Source organism: Pseudomonas sp. ERMR1:02 (assembly GCF_002277815.1).
Classification (GTDB): Bacteria; Pseudomonadota; Gammaproteobacteria; order Pseudomonadales; family Pseudomonadaceae; genus Aquipseudomonas.
The window spans coordinates 133962-151140 of the sequence record NZ_NKJI01000015.1 but is presented as its reverse complement, the minus strand read 5'-3'; the positions used below and the strand labels follow the sequence as shown (position 1 = coordinate 151140).

The 17179-nt window shown below is 59.8% G+C and carries 12 protein-coding genes and 10 pseudogenes; 14 read left to right on the top strand and 8 right to left on the bottom strand.

Annotated elements, in window-relative coordinates; translation table 11 throughout:
* From glyA to CES87_RS23495, 4 genes and pseudogenes are all read left to right on the top strand, one after another.
* A pseudogene (gene glyA, locus CES87_RS23505) lies at positions 1-469 on the top strand (serine hydroxymethyltransferase); the annotation flags it as partial.
* A gap of 192 nt (positions 470-661) precedes the next feature.
* Positions 662-1444: pseudogene (locus tag CES87_RS23500) on the top strand (M15 family metallopeptidase).
* A complete protein-coding gene (locus CES87_RS34530; protein WP_371858257.1) occupies positions 1441-1626 on the top strand; it encodes a hypothetical protein in 186 nt (61 codons plus the stop codon). Before CES87_RS23500 ends, CES87_RS34530 begins: the two are co-directional and overlap by 4 nt.
* A gap of 17 nt (positions 1627-1643) precedes the next feature.
* Complete coding sequence (locus CES87_RS23495; protein ID WP_371858256.1) at positions 1644-2174, top strand: L,D-transpeptidase; 531 nt, start codon at positions 1644-1646, stop codon at positions 2172-2174.
* Between the two features lie 117 nt (positions 2175-2291).
* On the opposite strand, the pseudogene CES87_RS23490 reads toward CES87_RS23495, so the two are convergent.
* Together CES87_RS23490 and CES87_RS23485 are read right to left on the bottom strand one after the other, a co-directional pair.
* Positions 2292-3685, bottom strand: a pseudogene (locus CES87_RS23490) (cytosine permease).
* Positions 3686-3825: 140 nt separating this feature from the next.
* Positions 3826-5669, bottom strand: a pseudogene (locus CES87_RS23485) (amidohydrolase).
* Between the two features lie 388 nt (positions 5670-6057).
* Here CES87_RS23485 and CES87_RS33560 point away from each other — a divergent pair.
* Positions 6058-6449 (top strand): annotated as a pseudogene (locus CES87_RS33560) (DUF6124 family protein).
* Here the strand turns inward: CES87_RS33560 and CES87_RS23475 are convergent.
* The 3 genes and pseudogenes from CES87_RS23475 to ggt form a co-directional block, all read right to left on the bottom strand.
* A pseudogene (locus tag CES87_RS23475) lies at positions 6432-7453 on the bottom strand (response regulator transcription factor). The pseudogenes CES87_RS33560 and CES87_RS23475 overlap by 18 nt on opposite strands.
* A 1150-nt stretch (positions 7454-8603) precedes the next feature.
* The gene (locus tag CES87_RS23465) at positions 8604-9137 is read right to left on the bottom strand and encodes a cysteine hydrolase family protein (protein ID WP_128607959.1); all 534 of its coding nucleotides are present in this window, start codon (positions 9135-9137) and stop codon (positions 8604-8606) included.
* 68 nt (positions 9138-9205) lie between these two features.
* Positions 9206-10933: a gamma-glutamyltransferase gene (ggt, locus tag CES87_RS23460; RefSeq protein ID WP_128607958.1), complete on the bottom strand. Its 1728-nt coding sequence runs from the start codon at positions 10931-10933 to the stop codon at positions 9206-9208.
* Positions 10934-11079: 146 nt separating this feature from the next.
* Here ggt and CES87_RS23455 point away from each other — a divergent pair, with 146 nt between their 5' ends.
* Positions 11080-11592, top strand: coding sequence for a methylated-DNA--[protein]-cysteine S-methyltransferase (locus tag CES87_RS23455; protein WP_128607957.1), 513 nt, complete (start codon positions 11080-11082; stop codon positions 11590-11592).
* A 100-nt stretch (positions 11593-11692) separates the two neighbouring features.
* Here CES87_RS23455 and CES87_RS23450 read toward each other — a convergent pair whose 3' ends face one another.
* Positions 11693-12286 carry an NUDIX domain-containing protein gene (locus CES87_RS23450; protein WP_128607956.1) on the bottom strand — a complete coding sequence of 198 codons (594 nt, stop codon included), beginning with the start codon at positions 12284-12286 and terminating at the stop codon, positions 11693-11695.
* Between the two features lie 63 nt (positions 12287-12349).
* The gene (locus tag CES87_RS23445; RefSeq protein WP_128607955.1) at positions 12350-12787 is read right to left on the bottom strand and encodes a hemerythrin domain-containing protein; all 438 of its coding nucleotides are present in this window, start codon (positions 12785-12787) and stop codon (positions 12350-12352) included.
* A 146-nt stretch (positions 12788-12933) separates the two neighbouring features.
* Here CES87_RS23445 and CES87_RS23440 point away from each other — a divergent pair.
* Positions 12934-13358, top strand: a pseudogene (locus CES87_RS23440) (GNAT family N-acetyltransferase).
* A gap of 149 nt (positions 13359-13507) precedes the next feature.
* On the opposite strand, the pseudogene CES87_RS23435 reads toward CES87_RS23440, so the two are convergent.
* Positions 13508-13857, bottom strand: a pseudogene (locus tag CES87_RS23435) (hypothetical protein).
* Positions 13858-14004: 147 nt separating this feature from the next.
* Between CES87_RS23435 and CES87_RS23425 the strand changes: the two are divergent.
* The 7 genes and pseudogenes from CES87_RS23425 to CES87_RS23395 all read left to right on the top strand — a co-directional run bounded on the left by CES87_RS23425 (position 14005) and on the right by CES87_RS23395 (position 17166).
* Positions 14005-14253, top strand: a complete 249-nt coding sequence (locus tag CES87_RS23425) for a hypothetical protein (RefSeq protein WP_128607954.1) — start codon at positions 14005-14007, stop codon at positions 14251-14253.
* A 21-nt stretch (positions 14254-14274) separates the two neighbouring features.
* Positions 14275-14603, top strand: a pseudogene (locus tag CES87_RS23420) (DUF6388 family protein).
* Positions 14604-14787: 184 nt separating this feature from the next.
* Positions 14788-15180, top strand: coding sequence for a sulfurtransferase complex subunit TusD (gene tusD, locus CES87_RS23415; protein ID WP_128607967.1), 393 nt, complete (start codon positions 14788-14790; stop codon positions 15178-15180).
* 1 nt (position 15181) lies between these two features.
* Positions 15182-15544 carry a sulfurtransferase complex subunit TusC gene (tusC, locus tag CES87_RS23410; RefSeq protein WP_128607953.1) on the top strand — a complete coding sequence of 121 codons (363 nt, stop codon included), beginning with the start codon at positions 15182-15184 and terminating at the stop codon, positions 15542-15544.
* The gene (gene tusB, locus CES87_RS23405; protein ID WP_128607952.1) at positions 15544-15837 is read left to right on the top strand and encodes a sulfurtransferase complex subunit TusB; all 294 of its coding nucleotides are present in this window, start codon (positions 15544-15546) and stop codon (positions 15835-15837) included. Before tusC ends, tusB begins: the two co-directional genes overlap by 1 nt.
* A pseudogene (locus tag CES87_RS23400) lies at positions 15834-16168 on the top strand (TusE/DsrC/DsvC family sulfur relay protein). The gene tusB and the pseudogene CES87_RS23400 overlap by 4 nt, the downstream one beginning before the upstream one ends.
* Positions 16165-17166 (top strand): glycosyl transferase family protein, encoded by a 1002-nt coding sequence (locus CES87_RS23395; RefSeq protein WP_128607951.1) that lies wholly within the window; start codon positions 16165-16167, stop codon positions 17164-17166. The pseudogene CES87_RS23400 and the gene CES87_RS23395 overlap by 4 nt, the downstream one beginning before the upstream one ends.
* Positions 17167-17179 lie beyond the last annotated feature (13 nt).

Here is a 17179-nt window from a genome sequence, read left to right as displayed (position 1 = left end):
CCCGCTGATGCACGTGATCGCCGCCAAGGCCGTGTGCTTCAAGGAAGCGCTGGAGCCGGCCTTCAAGACTTATCAGGCGCAAGTGATCCGCAACGCCCAGGCGATGGCACACGTGTTTATCGAGCGGGGTTTCGACGTGGTGTCCGGCGGCACCGACAACCATCTGTTTCTGGTCAGCCTGATTCGTCAGGGCCTGACCGGCAAGGATGCCGACGCCGCCCTTGGCCGTGCCGGCATCACCGTGAACAAGAACGCCGTGCCCAACGACCCACAATCGCCATTCGTGACTTCCGGCCTGCGTATCGGTACACCGGCGATCACCAGTCGCGGTTTCAAGGAAGCCCAGAGCATCGAGCTGGCGGGCTGGATCTGCGACATCCTCGACCACCTCGGCGATGCCGATGTCGAGGCCCAGGTCGCCCGGCAAGCCGCTGCAATGTGCAGCGATTTCCCGGTCTATCGCGACTGATCCGTTCTGCACGACACCGCCCCTGTAGGAGCGAGCTCTGCTCGCGATGGACGTCAACGATTATGCGGGTAGTCTGGATGAACGCGTTGTCCCGACGTTTTTCGCGAGCAGAGCTCGCTCCTACAGTGGTTGTACAGGCACGTTTCAAGCCATGATGTGCACACTTGCCTGCCTGCGCGGAGATCGGCCCCGATGTCATTTGCAGTTCGATCATGCAGCCTGTCGCTGCTGTTGCTCTCGCCCCTCCTGCCTGCCGGCGCGCATGCCGAGGACCGGCCTGCGCACATGGTGTATTGCGCACGATCGACCCTGGCATCGAGCAGGACATCCGTTACGCCAGCGCCCACAACTTCACCGGGCACCCCCTCGACGGTTACACGGCAGCGGAATGCGTGTTGTCGCTGGACGCAGCCAAAGCCCTCGCCCGGGTGCAAACGGCGTTGCGAGCGCAAGGCTACGGTTTGAAAGTATTCGACTGCTATCGCCCCAGTCGTGCCGTCGCAGATATGGGCCGTTTTGCGAAAGAACCCGGCGATCCGCGCAAGGCCGAGTTCTATCCACGGGTGGACAAGCAGGACTTCTGGCGTCTGGGTTACGTGGCGCGGGTGTCCAATCACTCCAGGGGCGGCACCGTCGACCTGACACTGACCGGTCCCGGTGCCCTGCCCACGGACACCTGGACGCCTTCTGCCACACCACTCAATTGCACCGCTGACTATGGCCAGCGTTGGCACGACGGCGCCGTCGACATGGGCACCGGTTTGATTGCTTCGATGAGCGCGCCCATACCGACACGACATTGATCAATGCCACCGCCATGGAAAATCGCCAGCGTCTCACCCGCGCCATGGAGCAAGAGGATTTACCGGCTATTCCGCCGAATGGTGGCATTTCACATACAGTCGGGATCCAACGCTGAAGACCGTCATGGATTTCCCCATTACCCCGCTTGAGCCGGGCAGCCCGACGCCATGATTCGACTGATCAAGGCCTGTGCACTGCTGCTGTTGCCCTGTGCGGCGCTCGCCCAGGGGCTCGAAGACATTCAGCAACTGATCGTCGTCACCAGCAAGAATTGGGATGACATTCAGGCACCGCCCAGCGCTATGAACGGCATGGGAGCACCTTTGAAAAATTCGAGGCATCGTTTCCGGTAGTTCTCGGCAAAAACGGGATGGCCTGGGGCAAGGGGCTCAACAGTATCGAAGCACCTCAGGGGCCGATCAAACAGGAAGGCGATGGCAAGGCCCCGGCCGGGATATTCAAACTGGGCACGGCGTTCGGCTACGACCCCGACGCCGACACCCGACTGCCCTACCTCGCACTGACACCGACCATCGAATGCGTGGATGACAGCCAGTCGAAACGCTACAACCAACTGGTCGACGGTGCGACAGTCGCCAGGGACTGGAACAGTTCCGAACGCATGCGGCGCAACGATGACTTGTATCGCCAAGGCATCGTCATCGAGCACAACACCCCGTCATCCCCCGCCGCCGGCTCGTGCATTTTCTTCCATATCTGGCGCGGCCCCACGTTGCCAACACGGGGCTGCACGGCCATGGACCCGGCGGATATGGCGCGTTTGTTCAGCTGGCTGGACCCGCGCCAGTCCCCATTGCTGGTGCAACTGCCCGAGGTGCAATACGAGCAGTTGCGTGGACACTGGGGTCTTCCGAGCGTTGAGCAATGCAACCGGCGCTGATAACTGTAGGAGCGAGCTTGCTCGCGAAGAATTTAACGGCACCGCTGGGCAACCGGTTTACGCGTTATCGTTCACGACCATCGCGAGCGAGCTCGCTCCTACATGGCTTGCTCTTGTTCAGGCCTTTGAACGATCCTCAACCGGGGCGACCAATACTGATGACCGGGCCAGCAGGTAATACAGAATCCCCGGCACCACCAGCCCCACGATCCAGGAAATATCCACGCCGCCGAGTTGCGCGACCATCGGTCCGGAGTAGAAATGGTGTCGACGAAAGGCAGCTGAATCAGCACACCGGTGACGTACACGCCGATCCCCCGCAGGTTCCAGCGACCATACCGCCCCGCCGGATCGGACAAGGCCGGGATGTCGTAGCGCTCCTTGTTGATGAAGTAGTAATCCACCAGGTTGATCGCGCTCCACGGTGTGAAGAACGTCAGCAAGAACAGGATGAAGTATTTGAACGAGTTGAGAAACGAGTACTGCCCAGCAACGCGAGCGTGGTGGATGCCGCGACAATCAGCAGCACAAATAGCATGCGCTGGCCGGCGCTGATCTCCAGGCGGCTACGGAAACCACTGATGATGGTGGCCACGCACATGAAGCTGCCATAGGCATTGAGGTCGACACCGTGACCTTGCCGAACACCACGCTCAAGTACAGCAAGGAGGCCATGATCCCGGTACTGCCCAAGCCAACGATGGTCGCCACTTCGTGACCGCGGAAGTTTGCCCCGCCAAAGCTGCGGCAAACACACCCAGCACCATGGAAGCCTGGGCGCCCAGCACCGTGCCCAGGCCGACGGCGGTGAAGGTTTTCCAGGACGACGTCTTGCTCGGCAAGTAGCGTGAATAGTCAGCCACGTACGGGCCAAAGGCGATCTGCCAGGACGCGGAAAGCGACACCGCCAGCAGGAAAGTGCTCCAGGCGAAATGGCGGTTTTCCAGCAACAGGCCGATGTCGTTGAGGGTCATCAACCGGGCAAACAGATAGACGAACGCGATGACGCCCAGCACGCTGGCCACCCGCCCGACCAGGTGGATCACCCGATAACCGAACATCGTCAGCAACGCGATGCAGCCGGCGAATATCAGGATACCGGCGCTGTCGCTGACGCTGATCAACTGGGCAATCGCTTGCCCCGACAACACCGCGCCGGTGGCGCTGAAGCCGAGGTACATCAGGCACACCAGCACAATCGGGATCGCCGCGCCGTACACCCCGAACTGCACGCGACTGGAGATCATCTGTGGCAACCCGAGCTTCGGCCCTTGTGCCGCGTGCAACGCCACCACGGCACCGCCGAGCACCTGGCCTATCAGCAAGCCGATCAGTGACCAGAACACATCACCGCCCAACACCACGGCCAGCGCCCCGGTGACGATCGCGGTGATCTGCAGATTGGCCCCGAGCCACAGGGTGAACTGGCTGTACAGGCTGCCATGGCGCTCGGCCTCGGGGATGTAATCGATCGAGCGGGTCTCGATCAGGGGATTTCGTTGATTGGTCATTGTTCTTGTTCTCTTCCAAATAGAGTGCATTACACAATCCACTGTAGGAGCCGGCTTGCTGGCGAAAGCTGTGTGTCAGACGACATCAATGTTGATTGATGCGCCGCCTTCGCCAGCAAGCCGGCTCCTACAGGTTCGCATCACTGGCCGGCGATAACAGCCACCTGCCCCACAAACGGCGCCTTGGCCCACACCACCTTGCCGCCAACCAGCGTCATCAACACCTGGTTGCGCCCCAGTTCGTCCTCGGGCACTTGCATGAAGTTTTTATCCAGCACGATCAAGTCAGCGAACTTGCCCACCTCCACCGAACCGACCACCTGCTCCAGCTGAGCTGCTCTGCGGCGTTGAGGGTGATGGTGCGCAGTACCTCGGCACGGGACAGCGCCGGGGCGGTGTTGAGCCTGCCCGCGTACTTGGTGCCATAGCTGTGTGGATTCTGCGGATCGCCCGAGCGGGTGACGCCGATTTTCAGCGCAAGAAATTCGTCGAGCGGATCGACTGGCCAGTCGCTGCCATAAGCCACCCGGCCACCGGCACGGGCGATGCTGCCCGACGGTTCCATGCGCGCGAATCGCTCGGCACCGAGGTGATCGTTGGTGCCGTCGACCGTGGACGGCGCCTGCTGTGCCCACTGGAAAGACATGTTGGCGGTCACATCGAGCGCCTTGAAACGCCCGTAGTCGGCGGGGTCCACCGACTCGGCATGGGTAATGGTCGGGCGGAAGGCGTTGCCGGGCAATTGCTGGCGCACGTATTCGATGCCGTTGAGCGAGTCACGGACCGCGCGATCGCCAGTAGCGTGAAGGTGCGGATCGAAGCCGGCCTGCACAGCCTTGAGCAGCAATGGATTGAGCACTTGCGGCGGGAAATACAACTCGCCACGGTTTTTCCCCGGTGCCCATTTCGGCGCCTTGTCGGTTCCGGCATTGTGCAGATAAGGCGTCAACATCGCTCCGGTGTCGGCCGGTGCGTTGATGATACCGTCCATGAACAACTTCACGTGGCGCATGCTCACGCCCGGCGCCACCTTGGGCTCGCCCTGATCGTAAGTGGCAGCCAATGCCTTGGCTTCGGCGATGGTCTTGTCCGGGTCAGCAGTAGCGGCCGCCGGATCAAGCTTGATCGCCAACAAGGCCCGGGCGGTCAATTCGCCGGACAGCTCAAGCGTGGTGAACGCTTTGCCATTCTCCGGCCCCGACAAGGCATCGAAGAAACTGGTGATGCCTTGCTGGCGCATGGCGTCGAGCGCGGCGCGGCTCTGGGTAAGCTTCTCGGCGTCGGTGGCGGGCGGCACCACAGCGGCCATGGCATCGGCCGCGCCGTCCTCGCAGATACCGGTCGGGTTGCCTGCAACGTCGCGCACGTACTTGCCATCGCCGGGGTTGGCCGTGTGCTTGTCGATGCCCGCCACCGCGAGGCCACGGGAGTTGACCAGCACGGTATGGAAGTCGGTGGAACGCACCTGTATCGGGCGCCTGGTCTTCAGCGCGTCGAGGGTCGATTTATCGGGGTCGCCGTCGAGTCCGTCCATGCCCATGCGATCCCAGCTGCCAACTTCGAGCCAGACGTCGGGGCCCTTGTCCTTTTCAGCATCCAGACAGGCCTGGATGGTTTCCTGGAACACCTTGCGGGTCATGGTCTGGTATTTCAGGTCGCACAAGGTCATGGCGCGACCGCCGTCACCGGGATGCATGTGCGCATCGATGAAGCCAGGCATCAGCATGCGCCCCGCCAGATCGACCACCTGCGTCTGTGCGCCGATGTACGAAGCAACTCCCTCATCGCTGCCAACATAGACGATCTTGCCACCCGTGACCGCCACCGCCTGCTGCACCGAATCCTTGCTGTCGACGGTGTACACGAAACCGTTGCGCATGATCATGTCGGCACCGGTCGAAGCCCGACTCTGACACCCCACCAGCGCCACGCAGGAAACAGCCGTTGCGCCGGCCACGGCGATGAATAGCCTGGACAATTTCAATTGTTTCACCCCTGTTTTTATAGTTTTGCAAGGACTTGACCTGAAGGCCGCGCATGCCCTTGATATGCAGGGCATACCCTATAGAACGTGGCGTTCGGATGGACCTCTGCAAATGAGGAGGGGTCAGGGAATTAGCTGTGCGCAAGTTAGCCGACCGGGGCGACACGAAACCGGCGCAACGTAGGCAACGCCGCAAGGTCTTGTAGCTTTCATGAAGTAAATCCGATGACGATTAAACACTCTCTATCGAATGATGTTAAACGGGTTGAAATTGAGCACCTGTCCGTGATGAAAAACGCCAAAAAAACCAGGAAGCATCCGACATGTTTTTAGGGTTGGCCGTCGGAAGCGTGAGGGGTAGCGTTGCAGCTCCTGACATTCCTCGGAAATCCACCATGCGCAAGATCACGATATACCCACCGGCTCGGAAGTAGAAAACACTGCCCCCTACGTCTCCACGCCTTCCAATGGGCTACATGACGCAGTCAACAAAGCGCTGGACCACTATCTGAAACCCTCTGCACCCGGCACGCCCGCCACGAACACGCCCGACAGAATTTTTGTTGTTGCACCTGACATCAACAACGAAACGTTACTGGCCTACGCCTGTGAATCGCTTGCGTCAGCGCGCGTATTGGCAAACGAATTTCAGCTACGTTGAACGGTACGCACCGCAATACGATGTTGGCCCTTCAACAGGTAATCATGTTGGGTGAACTGGCGGTTAGCCGAGCGTTGGACAATATAGGAGGAGCGCCACACTCAATCCCGACGCGTTGATTCTCGTTGGGAATTCGGCGAACGCAGGACCGTCCCCAGTTCCACCTTGCTCTTAACGCCGAGCTGCAAGTAGCAGTTGCGCAGGTAGGTGCGTACCGTCGCCGGGCTGAGGGTGAGGATTCTGGCGATTTCCTTGTAAGAATGACCGGCGGCGAACAGCATGGCGACGGTCCGCTCCCGTGGCGCCAGCACCGCCCCGCGTGGTTGGGTTTGCAGTGACAGGATGACGTGTTCGGCATTCGGGGTCAGGGTCAGAGCAGTGCTGCCCAGACGCATGACACAGGGCGCCTTGGGCAAATGCGCGATGACCTCGGCAGGCAGCGTCGAGCCGTTCCAGCCGGGCAACTCCCGTTGAATGACCGCGCACAATCCGGCGCCGACGTAGAGCAGACCGCCGTCCAGCCGCGCAACGCCAAAGTCGCTGGCCCCGTTGCCGGTGTCGACGCGGATCATGTCCTGTACCTGAAATCGCCATAGCTGCAACAGGTGCTCGCAGAACGCCGAAAACAATTGCGCCTCACTGTCGCTGAACGCAGCAACATCGGCGCCACGGTAGAGACAGACGAAGAACATCAAGCCGCTTTCCGGCAGCTCGAAGGTGATGCACATCGGGTGATAAAGATCATGGCGCCGGGCGAACGCGTCCACCTCTGCATGGGGGTCGGTGAAACCGCTGTCGCGAATCACCTCGCCTGGGCGGCTCAAGGTGTCATGGGAAAATTTGTCGCTGCCGGCACTCTTTTGCCATTCGGCGGCAAAGGAGTCGGCCAGGTCGATGCGCCCGTGCATCCAGCTCTGCGGCGGTGCGCTGGCGGCCGAGACAGACATCTCGCCCCACCACGCCGAGGCAAACGGCACAAGCTCGCGGAATGCCTGCAAGCCGTCAGCAATGAATTCGGCAGCGCCGCGTTCCCGCGCCAGGCGACCTAACTGCAGTACGCAACGGTTGAACGCTGCAGTGTGGTCATCGACGTGTCGATGCTGCCCTGATGTGCCTCCTCCATCTTACGGTCCTGTTGGCTGCGTGGTCTGGGGGCTGGACCATGCCATAAGGACCGGGATGGCGTCCATGCTAGTTGCGGAAGCGTGGTTTGCCCGCGAAGAGGCCGGCACATACAACATTCATGTTGGCTGACACGACGCGCTCGCTCCCACAAGGGATTGAGTACATCCGCGAAAATCAGGTCGGCTGTCAGGCCGCCTTCGCAGGCAAGCCAGCTCCCACAGGGTATTGGGTACATCCGCAAAAATTCAGGTCGGCTGTCAGGCCGCCTTCGCAGGCAAGCCAGCTCCCACAAGGGATTGAGTACATCCGCGAAAGTCAGGTCGGCTGTCAGGCCGCCTTCGCAGGCAAGCCAGCTCCCACAGGGTATTGGGTACATCCGCAAAATTCAGGTCGGCTGTCAGGCCGCCTTCGCAGGCAAGCCAGCTCCCACAGGGTATTGGGTACATCCGCGAAAATCAGGTCGGCTGTCAGGCCGCCTTCGCAGGCAAGCCAGCTCCCACAGGGTATTGGGTACATCCGCAAAAATTCAGGTCGGCTGTCAGGCCGCCTTCGCAGGCAAGCCAGCTCCCACAAGGATGAGTACATCCCGAAAGTCAGGTCGGCTGTCAGGCCGCCTTCGCAGGCAAGCCAGCTCCCACAGGGTATTGGGTACATCCGCGAAAATCAGGTCGGCTGTCAGGCGGCATAGATGCGGGTTAGCCGCGCTGGGCCAAGGATGGCCGATCGCGGCGGGCCCACGGAGCAGGAGCTCTATAGGAGCGAGCGGGCGGCGATCCGACTTGCCCGCGAAGGCGTTGGGTCAGGCGCCATCTTTGTTGACTGGACTGCCGTCTTCGCGAGCAAGCTTCGCTCCTACAGGCTCTTCCAAGTGACCCGCCGTCAGGGCGGAACCCTAAGCCGCCATTACCGCAGGAATGGATATGTACTCAGTCAACAAAGGACAGGTCGGCTGTCAGGCCGCCTTCGAGAGTAGTTTTAAGGATGCTTCGCTGCGGCCAGCTCGGCTTCGATTTCTTCGGCAACCAGGCTTTCGATGCGGCTCATGTTGCGGTCGCGGATGCCTTGCTCCCTGAGCATGGTCACCGTGCGAAACAGGTACTGCGCCGCCGAGCCCCAATGCCCCGCCGCGCATTTGTGGCGAGGGGATTTCAGAAGCGGATTTCACTGGCCGGGATGACATCGATTCGCGCCACCGAGCTGCTCAGGTCCGCCCAATCCTTGTTGTGTTCGGCAATGATGTCTTCGGCAGTCACATTGCCGTTGTCGACAGTGGAATGCGCATCGGCGGCCAACACCACGTCATAGCCCAATTGATGCGCCTGACGCAGGGTTGCATTCACGCAGTAGTCGGTCTGCAGACCACAGATGACCAAGCGCTCAATGTCCTGCACAGGCACCAGTTTCTGCAGATTGGTCTGATAGAACGAATCGCCAGTGGTTTTACGTACGCGATTATCTTCGGGCGAAGTTTGCAGCCCATCGGCCAGTTGCCAGCCTGGGGTCCCGTGTTTCAACAGATCGCCTTCTTCTTCGTGCTGGATCAGCACCACCGCAACCCCGGCGTCTCGCGCTCTGGCACTCAGGTCATTGATGGTGTCGATAACGCGTTTGATCTCATGGCACTCGTATTCGCCGGAGCAAAGGGCTTGTTGGACGTCGATGATTAACAGTGCGGTGGTCATGGTTCCTTCCTTGAGAAGTCAGTGGATCAGGGGACGAACATAAGCCCGTCCCCTTTCAAACACAACCGTCAGTAACCCAGCGACAATCCGGTGTTACGCCGTGGATCGTTGGCCCCGTAGAAATGGTTGTTGCCCACCGGTTTGCCGCCCAACGACGGGGCGCCTACCAGGATCGCTGCCAAGTGGTTGGCGTCCTGGGGTTTAGCAAACTTGTGGCCCCAGCTTTCGAGGATCTTCACCGTGTCGGGGCTTGTGGTGAAAGTCTCCAGGTTGGTTTCCTCCGGCAGCCATTGCTGGTGGAAACGTGGCGCATCGACCGCTTCCTGAATGTTCATGCCGTAGTCGATCACGTTGAGCATGGTCAGCAAGGTGGCAGTGATGATGCGGCTGCCGCCGGGGGTGCCGACGACCATCACCACCTTGCCGTCCTTGGTGACGATGGTCGGGCTCATGGACGACAGCGGCGCCTTGCCGGGGGCGATGGCGTTGGCCTCGCCCTGCACCAGGCCGTACATGTTTGGCACGCCGATTTTCGAGGTGAAGTCGTCCATTTCATCGTTAAGAATGACCCCGGTCTTGCTCGCCATGACCCCGGCACCGAACCAATCGTTGAGGGTGTAGGTCATCGATACCGCATTGCCCCATTTGTCGACGATGGAGAAATGGGTGGTGTTGCTGCCTTCATGGGGCGCGACGCCGGGTTTGAGTTCGCTGGACACGCCGGCTTTTTGTGGGTTGATGGCTTCGCGCAGCTTGGTTGCGTAGTTTTTGTCGAGCAGGTGGGCGATCGGGTTTTTCACGAAATCCGGGTCGCCCAGGTAGCTGTTGCGATCGACATAGGCGTGACGCATCGCTTCGATTTGGTAGTGCATGCCTTGGGCTGAGTGATAGCCCAGATCCTTCATCGGGTAGCCGTCGAGGATGTTCATGATCAGGCAGATCACCACGCCCCCGGAGCTTGGTGGCGGTGCCGAGACCACGTGGTAGCCACGGTAGTCGCATTCGATCGGCGCCAGTTCACGGGTTTTGTATTTGTCGAGGTCGGCCTGGGTGATGATGCCCTTGTTGGCCTGGCTGGAGGTGACGATGGCGTCCGCCACCCAGCCTTTATAGAAGCCATCGGCGCCTTTCTCGGAGATTTCCCGCAGGGTTCTAGCAAGGTCTTTCTGCACCAGTTTCTGCCCGACCTGCATCGGTTCGCCGTTGCTCAGAAAGATCGAGCCGGAATCCTTGATGTCCTTCTTGAACACGTCGGTGCCTTCGCCGAGCAAATCGACATCACCTTGATCCAGCTCGAAACCGTCTTCGGCAAGTTTGATGGCCGGGGCGATCACCTCCTTGCGTGGTTTGGTGCCGTATTTCGATAGCGCGAGCTCCATGCCGGAAACGGTGCCAGGCACACCGACGGCCAGGTGGCCACGGGTGCTCAGGTCCGGAACGACATTGCCCTCCTTGTCGAGGTACATATTGGCGGTGGCGGCAATGGGCGCTTTTTCACGAAAATCGAGGAAGGTCTTGCGCCCGTCCGCAAGCTGAATGGTCATGAAACCGCCGCCACCGAGGTTGCCTGCCGCGGGATAAACCACCGCCAGCGCGTAACCCACCGCCACGGCGGCATCCACGGCGTTACCACCGCTTTTGAGTACATCCACACCCACATGGCTGGCCAGGTGCTGGGCAGTGACCACCATGCCGTTTTCCCCCGCAACCGGGGCGACGGAGGCCGCATGGGCAGTCAGGCAGCTGAGCACCAGTGAAGTCGCAATCAGCGATTTGGCAAAAGGTTCGTACTTCATGAGTCGGTCTCTTTTTGTTTTAGGGCTCTGTTAAAACAGAGGGAACGCTTCAAGAGCAGTACGAAGTATGGTCAAGATTGCGTATTGCGCCTCCCCGGCGAGGCAGTATCCTTAACAGCTGTTCAACACTTCGACGCGGCACCGGCATGACTTACTCCTGTATCACCCTGGCCTCCCCGGTCGGCGAGTTGAAGCTGGTCGCGAACGGCTTGCGACTGGCGGCCATCCTCTGGGAAAACGACAAACCCGGTCGGGTGCGCCTCGGCCCGATGAGCGAAGCGCCGGACAACCCGATCCTGATCCGCACCTGCGAGCAACTGCGCGAATATTTCGCCGGCACACGTCAGCGGTTTGATCTGGAGCTGGATTTTGCCGGTACGCAGTTTCAGAAGAAGGTCTGGGCAGCCTTGCTGACCATTCCGTTCGGCGAGACCCGCAGCTACAGCCAGATCGCCGAACAGATCGGCAACCCGAGTGCGGTGCGGGCGGTGGGTGCGGCGAATGGCAAGAACCCGATTTCGATCATTGCGCCGTGTCATCGGGTGATTGGTGCGTCGGGGAAGCTCACCGGATTCGCAGGGGGGTTGGAGGCGAAGGAGTTGTTGCTGACGCTGGAAGGGGGACATTGGCCTGGCACAGCACGCCTCCCAGGCTTCTAAACCTGTAGGCGCTGGCTTGCCAGCGATGGCGGCCTCGAGTCGGATGCGGAGTCCAAAGGCCCCTTCGCCAGCAAGCCGGCTCCTACGGAATGTGCATTGATCAAACAGCAGTGAAAATGTTTTTCATCGCCGCATACTGCAGCAGCATGATGGTCTTCGCGTCGCAGATTTCCCCGCGATAAAACGCTTCGAGCGCCTCATCGAATGCCCATTCCAGCACTTCCAGCTCTTCGGTTTCCTCCTCCAGCCCACCACCGTCACTGACCTTCGAAGTCGCATCGTATTCAGCGATAAAGAAGTGCAGTTTCTCCGTCACCGAACCGGGACTCATGTAAGCCTCGAACACCTTCTGCACGTGGTGCACACGGTAACCGGTTTCTTCTTCCGCTTCTGCGCGGATGCGCTCATCGGGCGCGGCACCTTCGAGCAACCCCGCCGCCACTTCGATCAGCAGACCGTCATGCCCGTTGACGAACACCGGCAGGCGAAATTGCCGGGTCAGTACCACGGTCTTCTTTTCGCGGTTGTACAAGAGAATCGCCGCTCCATTGCCACGGTCGTAAACTTCGCGGGTCTGGCGTTGCCATTCGCCGTTGTTGCGTTGGTAATCGAAGGTGATCTTCTTGAGCAGATACCAGTCGTGGGACAACACCTGGGACTCAAGGATGTTGACCCGCTCGGCTGTGTTCGACATGAAAACGCGTCCTGTTTTTCAGAGAATCGACATCTTAGGTGAAATCACCCGACGCCTGCGCATTCAAGAAAGCTGCGCCTTGTATTCCTTCTCGTACTGGCCCGCCAGCGTCTCTTTCTGTTTGTCGTCGAGCAACTTGCCGGCCATCTGGAAGAACTTCTGCTCTTCCTCCTTGAGGTGGTGATGGACTTTCTCGGACAGTTTCTTCGCAGTCGCCAGCCAGGCCGGGCTGGACATTTCGGTCTCGTCCAGCTCTTCCATCATTTCATCCATTTCGTGATGTTCGGCGATGGCATGGCGGCTGAGGTCGACACCATTGTCGAACTCCATCAACGGAATATAGAAATGCCGCTCTTCGGCGGTTTCGTGTGCCTGCAGTTCGGACTTGAGCTGTTTATAGGCTTCAACCCGCTCAGGAGTGTCGCCGCTGGTCTTGACCAGGGCTTTGGCATAGGTGCGTTGGCGTTCGTGGCTTTCACGCAAGGCTTCGAAAATATTCACGGAGTGTCCTCATAGGCCGCATTCTGGAATGATGCTTCTTGAGGCTAGACATCTGCGCGCAGGCGACGGTTCCACTTCTGCCGAGGGGATAGATCAATCGCCATGACCAAGATAGTCTGCGGTTTCACTGCCATAAGGATATAGCCATGACTTTGCGAATAGAGTTCTCGCCAAACCCCACGGAAGAAGAACGCCAAGCCATCCTGCTGCCGCTGCGCGCCTATAACGCCTCGAAAGCCGACGGCGCCGTACCTGAGCACATTGCCTTGCTGGTACGCGACGATAACGACCAGATACTCGGCGGCCTCTACGCGCGATTGTTTACCAGTGGCTGTTCATCGACCTGCTGTCGGTGCCGGAACAGGCCCGGGGACAGGGCATGGGCACGAAGCTGATGCAGATGGCCGAAGACCTGGCGCGAGAGAAAAAATGCATTGGACTGTGGCTCGACACCTTCGAATTCCAGGCACCGGAGTTCTACAGGAAATGCGGTTACAGCGAGATCGGGCACATCGCCGACTACCCGCCGGGTCACAAGCACTTCTTTTTTCAAAAGCGTTTGAGCTACTGATCAAAACGCGAAATTCGTGATCAACACTGAACTAACGTGGGAGCGGGCTTGCTCGCGAAGGCGGTGTATCAGTCGACACATGTATTGACTGATACACCGCCTTCGCGAGCAAGCCCGCTCCCACATGGAGATTGCGTTAAACCATCAGATCACAGACAGGTCGCCAAAGCCGCCAACCGGCGCTTGGCGACGAAGTCGTCGTGCTGTGCGTAGTAACTCAACACGGTTCCCGAAGCATCGGTGGTCACGTCCACAAAAGACTCCGCCGAGCGCGTATACACGGTCGTGCCGCCCTTCTCGCCTGGCTGCAGATAGCGCTGGCATCGACACCGAACACCGCTTCGTCCTGCCAGGAAAACTGCACGCACTGGGCCACGACTTTTTCCGGTTTGTCCGACTTGAGGGTCTTGTACGCAGGTTTGCTGCGGGCGTCGCTCATCACCGAGCCCGCGCATCCGGCCAGTAACGTAACGGCCAGCGCCACCATCAGAATTCGCATTGCATTCGCTCATCAAGAAAAAGCGGACTGTATCACCCTGGCAGCGCGTATCGTTCTGCTTTACTGCATTTATACCGCGACACCGCGCGACGATTCGCGCACCCTGTCGCGCCCCATCGCCGCATAACATTTCTTTCTGGAAGCCTCATGACACCTAACGCCGAGTTCTACAAACCGACCCCCGAATACGCTGACAAGCTGATCAGCCAGATCGGACAGACGCCCTCCTGGATTGCCAAGCGAATCGGCGTCACCGACAAGCGGATTCGTTACATCCTCGACGGCGAAAGAACCGTCAAAGGCGAAACCACGCCGATCAAGATGACCTACACCGAGCAGTTTGCCCTCGAGTGTCTGGCGGCAGCGGCCAAGGCCAGCAAAAAGCAGTCTGCGTAAATCCACAATCAAGGAGCGACCATGGCGGCATCCGAGCTGCAACACGAACAGGCACTGCATAAATTTCTCGATGAGCGCCCCGAGTTGCGCGTCGAACTGGACAACCTGAACCCTTTGCTCGCCCAGGCCAAGGCGAAACCCTCGCGCAGTTTCGCGACGAGCGTTTGCACGAAGCCTTCGAGGCCGAAGCCGAGCGCCTTGGCCTGTTTGCCTGGGAACTGACATTGCAACTGACCGCCGCCACGGACGAGGACTATCAGGCCCAGCGTTTGGAAGTGCATAGGGAAGTGGCTGAAATGGCTGGTATGGAATGGCTGGAGTATTGCGAGTTGTATGGGTTAAGCAAATAACCTTGATGACTGCTGCGCCAGTGAGTCCGCTTTCGCGAGCAAGCCCGCTCCCACATTGGAATGCATTTCAAATGTGGGAGCGGGCTTGCTCGCGAAAAGGGCAACTCGGTCTTCAGTCAAACGCCCTTCGCCGCACCGCCGATAAAGCTTTATCATGGCCGCAGTTTCGCTGATCGAGTCCGTCATGAAGTTCGCCATTGCCGTGTTTTGCGCCGCCCATGCACCCTCCTCGCGCCGCGCCTTGCTGTTCGCCCAGGCCGCGCTGGCCGGCGGGCATGAGATTGTCCGGCTTTTTTTCTATCAGGATGGCGTCTACAACGCATCTGACAGCGTGGTCACGCCACAGGATGAGCTGGACTTGCCCAAGCAATGGCGCGCGTTTGTCAGCGAGCACCAACTGGACGGCGTGGTCTGCATTGCCGCCGCCCTGCGCCGTGGCGTGTTGAACGAGGAAGAAGCCAAGCGCTATCAGCGTGAGGCTGTCGCCATTGGCACGCCGTGGGAATTGTCCGGACTCGGTCAATTGCATGACGCGGTGCAGGACGCCGACCGCCTGATCTGTTTCGGAGGCGCGTGAGATGGCTAAATCCTTGCTGATTATCAGCCGTCAGGCGCCGTGGTCCGGACCGGGTGCGCGCGAAGCACTGGACATCGTGCTGGCCGGCGGCGCTTTCGATTTGCCGATCGGCCTGCTGTTTCTCGATGACGGCGTATTCCAGCTCGCAACGAAACAAGACGCCAAGGCGCTGCAACAGAAAGACCTGAGCGCCAATTTGCAGGCCTTGCCGATGTTTGGTGTGGAAGAACTGTTCGTCTGTGCTGAAAGCGCCGCGCAACGTGGTCTGGACTCAAACGCCCTGTCATTGGAAGAAGCTCAAGTGCTGGCCGCCGATGAAATCACCGCCCTTATTGACCATTACGACCAGGTGATCACCCTCTGATGTCGACTTTGCATGTGTTGTCTCACTCTCCTTTCGGCGACGACCGCCTGAACAGCTGCCTGCGGCTGATCGGCGCGCACGATGCGCTGCTGTTGTCCGGTGACGCGGCCTACGCCTTGCAGCCGGGCACCGCACCTTTCACGGCGCTCATTACTCGCGGCGTGAAAACCTACGTCCTGGCCGAAGACGCCCAGGCCCGGGCCATTGTGGTTCCAGACTGGGCCGAGGCCGTCGACTATCCGGCCTTCGTCGAGCTGTCGATTCACCACGACAAGGTCAACAGTTGGCTATGAATTCCCTGACGGTCGGCGCGCGCGCCATCGAGTTGGACAAGGACGGTTTCCTGGTCGAACTGAGTGATTGGTCCTCTGAAGTCGCCACTGCCCTGGCGGCTGCCGAAGATATCCAGTTGAGCCCCGAACACTGGGAAGTCCTCGAAGTGCTGCGCAGTTTCTATGCCGAATTCCAGCTATCACCGGCCACTCGCCCGCTGATCAAATACACCGCATTGAAGCTCGGGCCGGAAAAGGGCAACAGCCTGCACCTGAACCGATTGTTCAAAGGCACCCCGCCAAACTCGCCGCGAAATTGGCGGGCCTGCCCAAACCGACGAATTGCTTATGACCGATTACCCAGCGCTGACCCTCGAAACGCCCGCCGAACACCCGTTCGCCCAATTCGTACGCATCCTCGGCAAAGGCAAACGCGGTGCCCGCGACCTGACCCGTGAAGAAGCCCGCCAGGCCATGGGCATGGTGCTCGATGAACAGGTCGAAGAGACCCAGCTCGGCGCATTCCTGATGCTGTTGCGGCACAAGGAAGAAAGCGCCGAGGAAATGGCCGGGTTCACCGAAGCGTTGCGTGAGCGTTTGCAGGCACCGGCATTGAATGTCGATCTGGACTGGCCGACTTATGCCGGCAAAAAGCGTCATCTGCCCTGGTATCTGCTGGCAGCCAAGTGCCTGGCGCAGAACGGCGTGCGGATTTTCATGCATGGCGGCGGCGCGCACACGGCGGGTCGGCTGTACAGCGAGCAATTGCTGGACGCGTTGAAAATCCCGCTTTGCCGCAACTGGCAGCAGGTCGGCACGGCACTGGACAACGGCGGCCTGGCCTTCATGCCGCTGATGGACTGGGCGCCACAGCTGCAACGCATGATCGACCTGCGCAACACCTTGGGCCTGCGTTCGCCGATCCATTCCCTGGCACGAATTCTCAATCCGTTGGGCGCCCGTTGCGGCCTGCAAAGCATTTTCCACCCTGGCTACCAGGCTGTGCATCGCGATGCCAGCGGCCTGCTCGGCGACACGGCGATCGTGGTCAAGGGCGATGGCGGCGAGATCGAGATCAATCCGGACGCCGACAGCCATCTGTACGGCACCACGGGTGGTGAAAGCTGGGACGAGGAATGGCCGCAGCTGTCGGCGCAGCGCCACGTCAAACCAGCTTCGCTGGAAATCGAACACCTGAAAGCCGTTTGGCGCGGCGATGTAGTCGACAGCTATCCGCAAATGGCGCTGATTTCGACCATGGCCCTGGCCTTGCGTGGCCTCGGCCAAGCTCGCGAGCAGGCCTTCGAAACCGCCCAGCAATATTGGGACGCCCGAGACAGATCGATTTAATTGATAATATCCG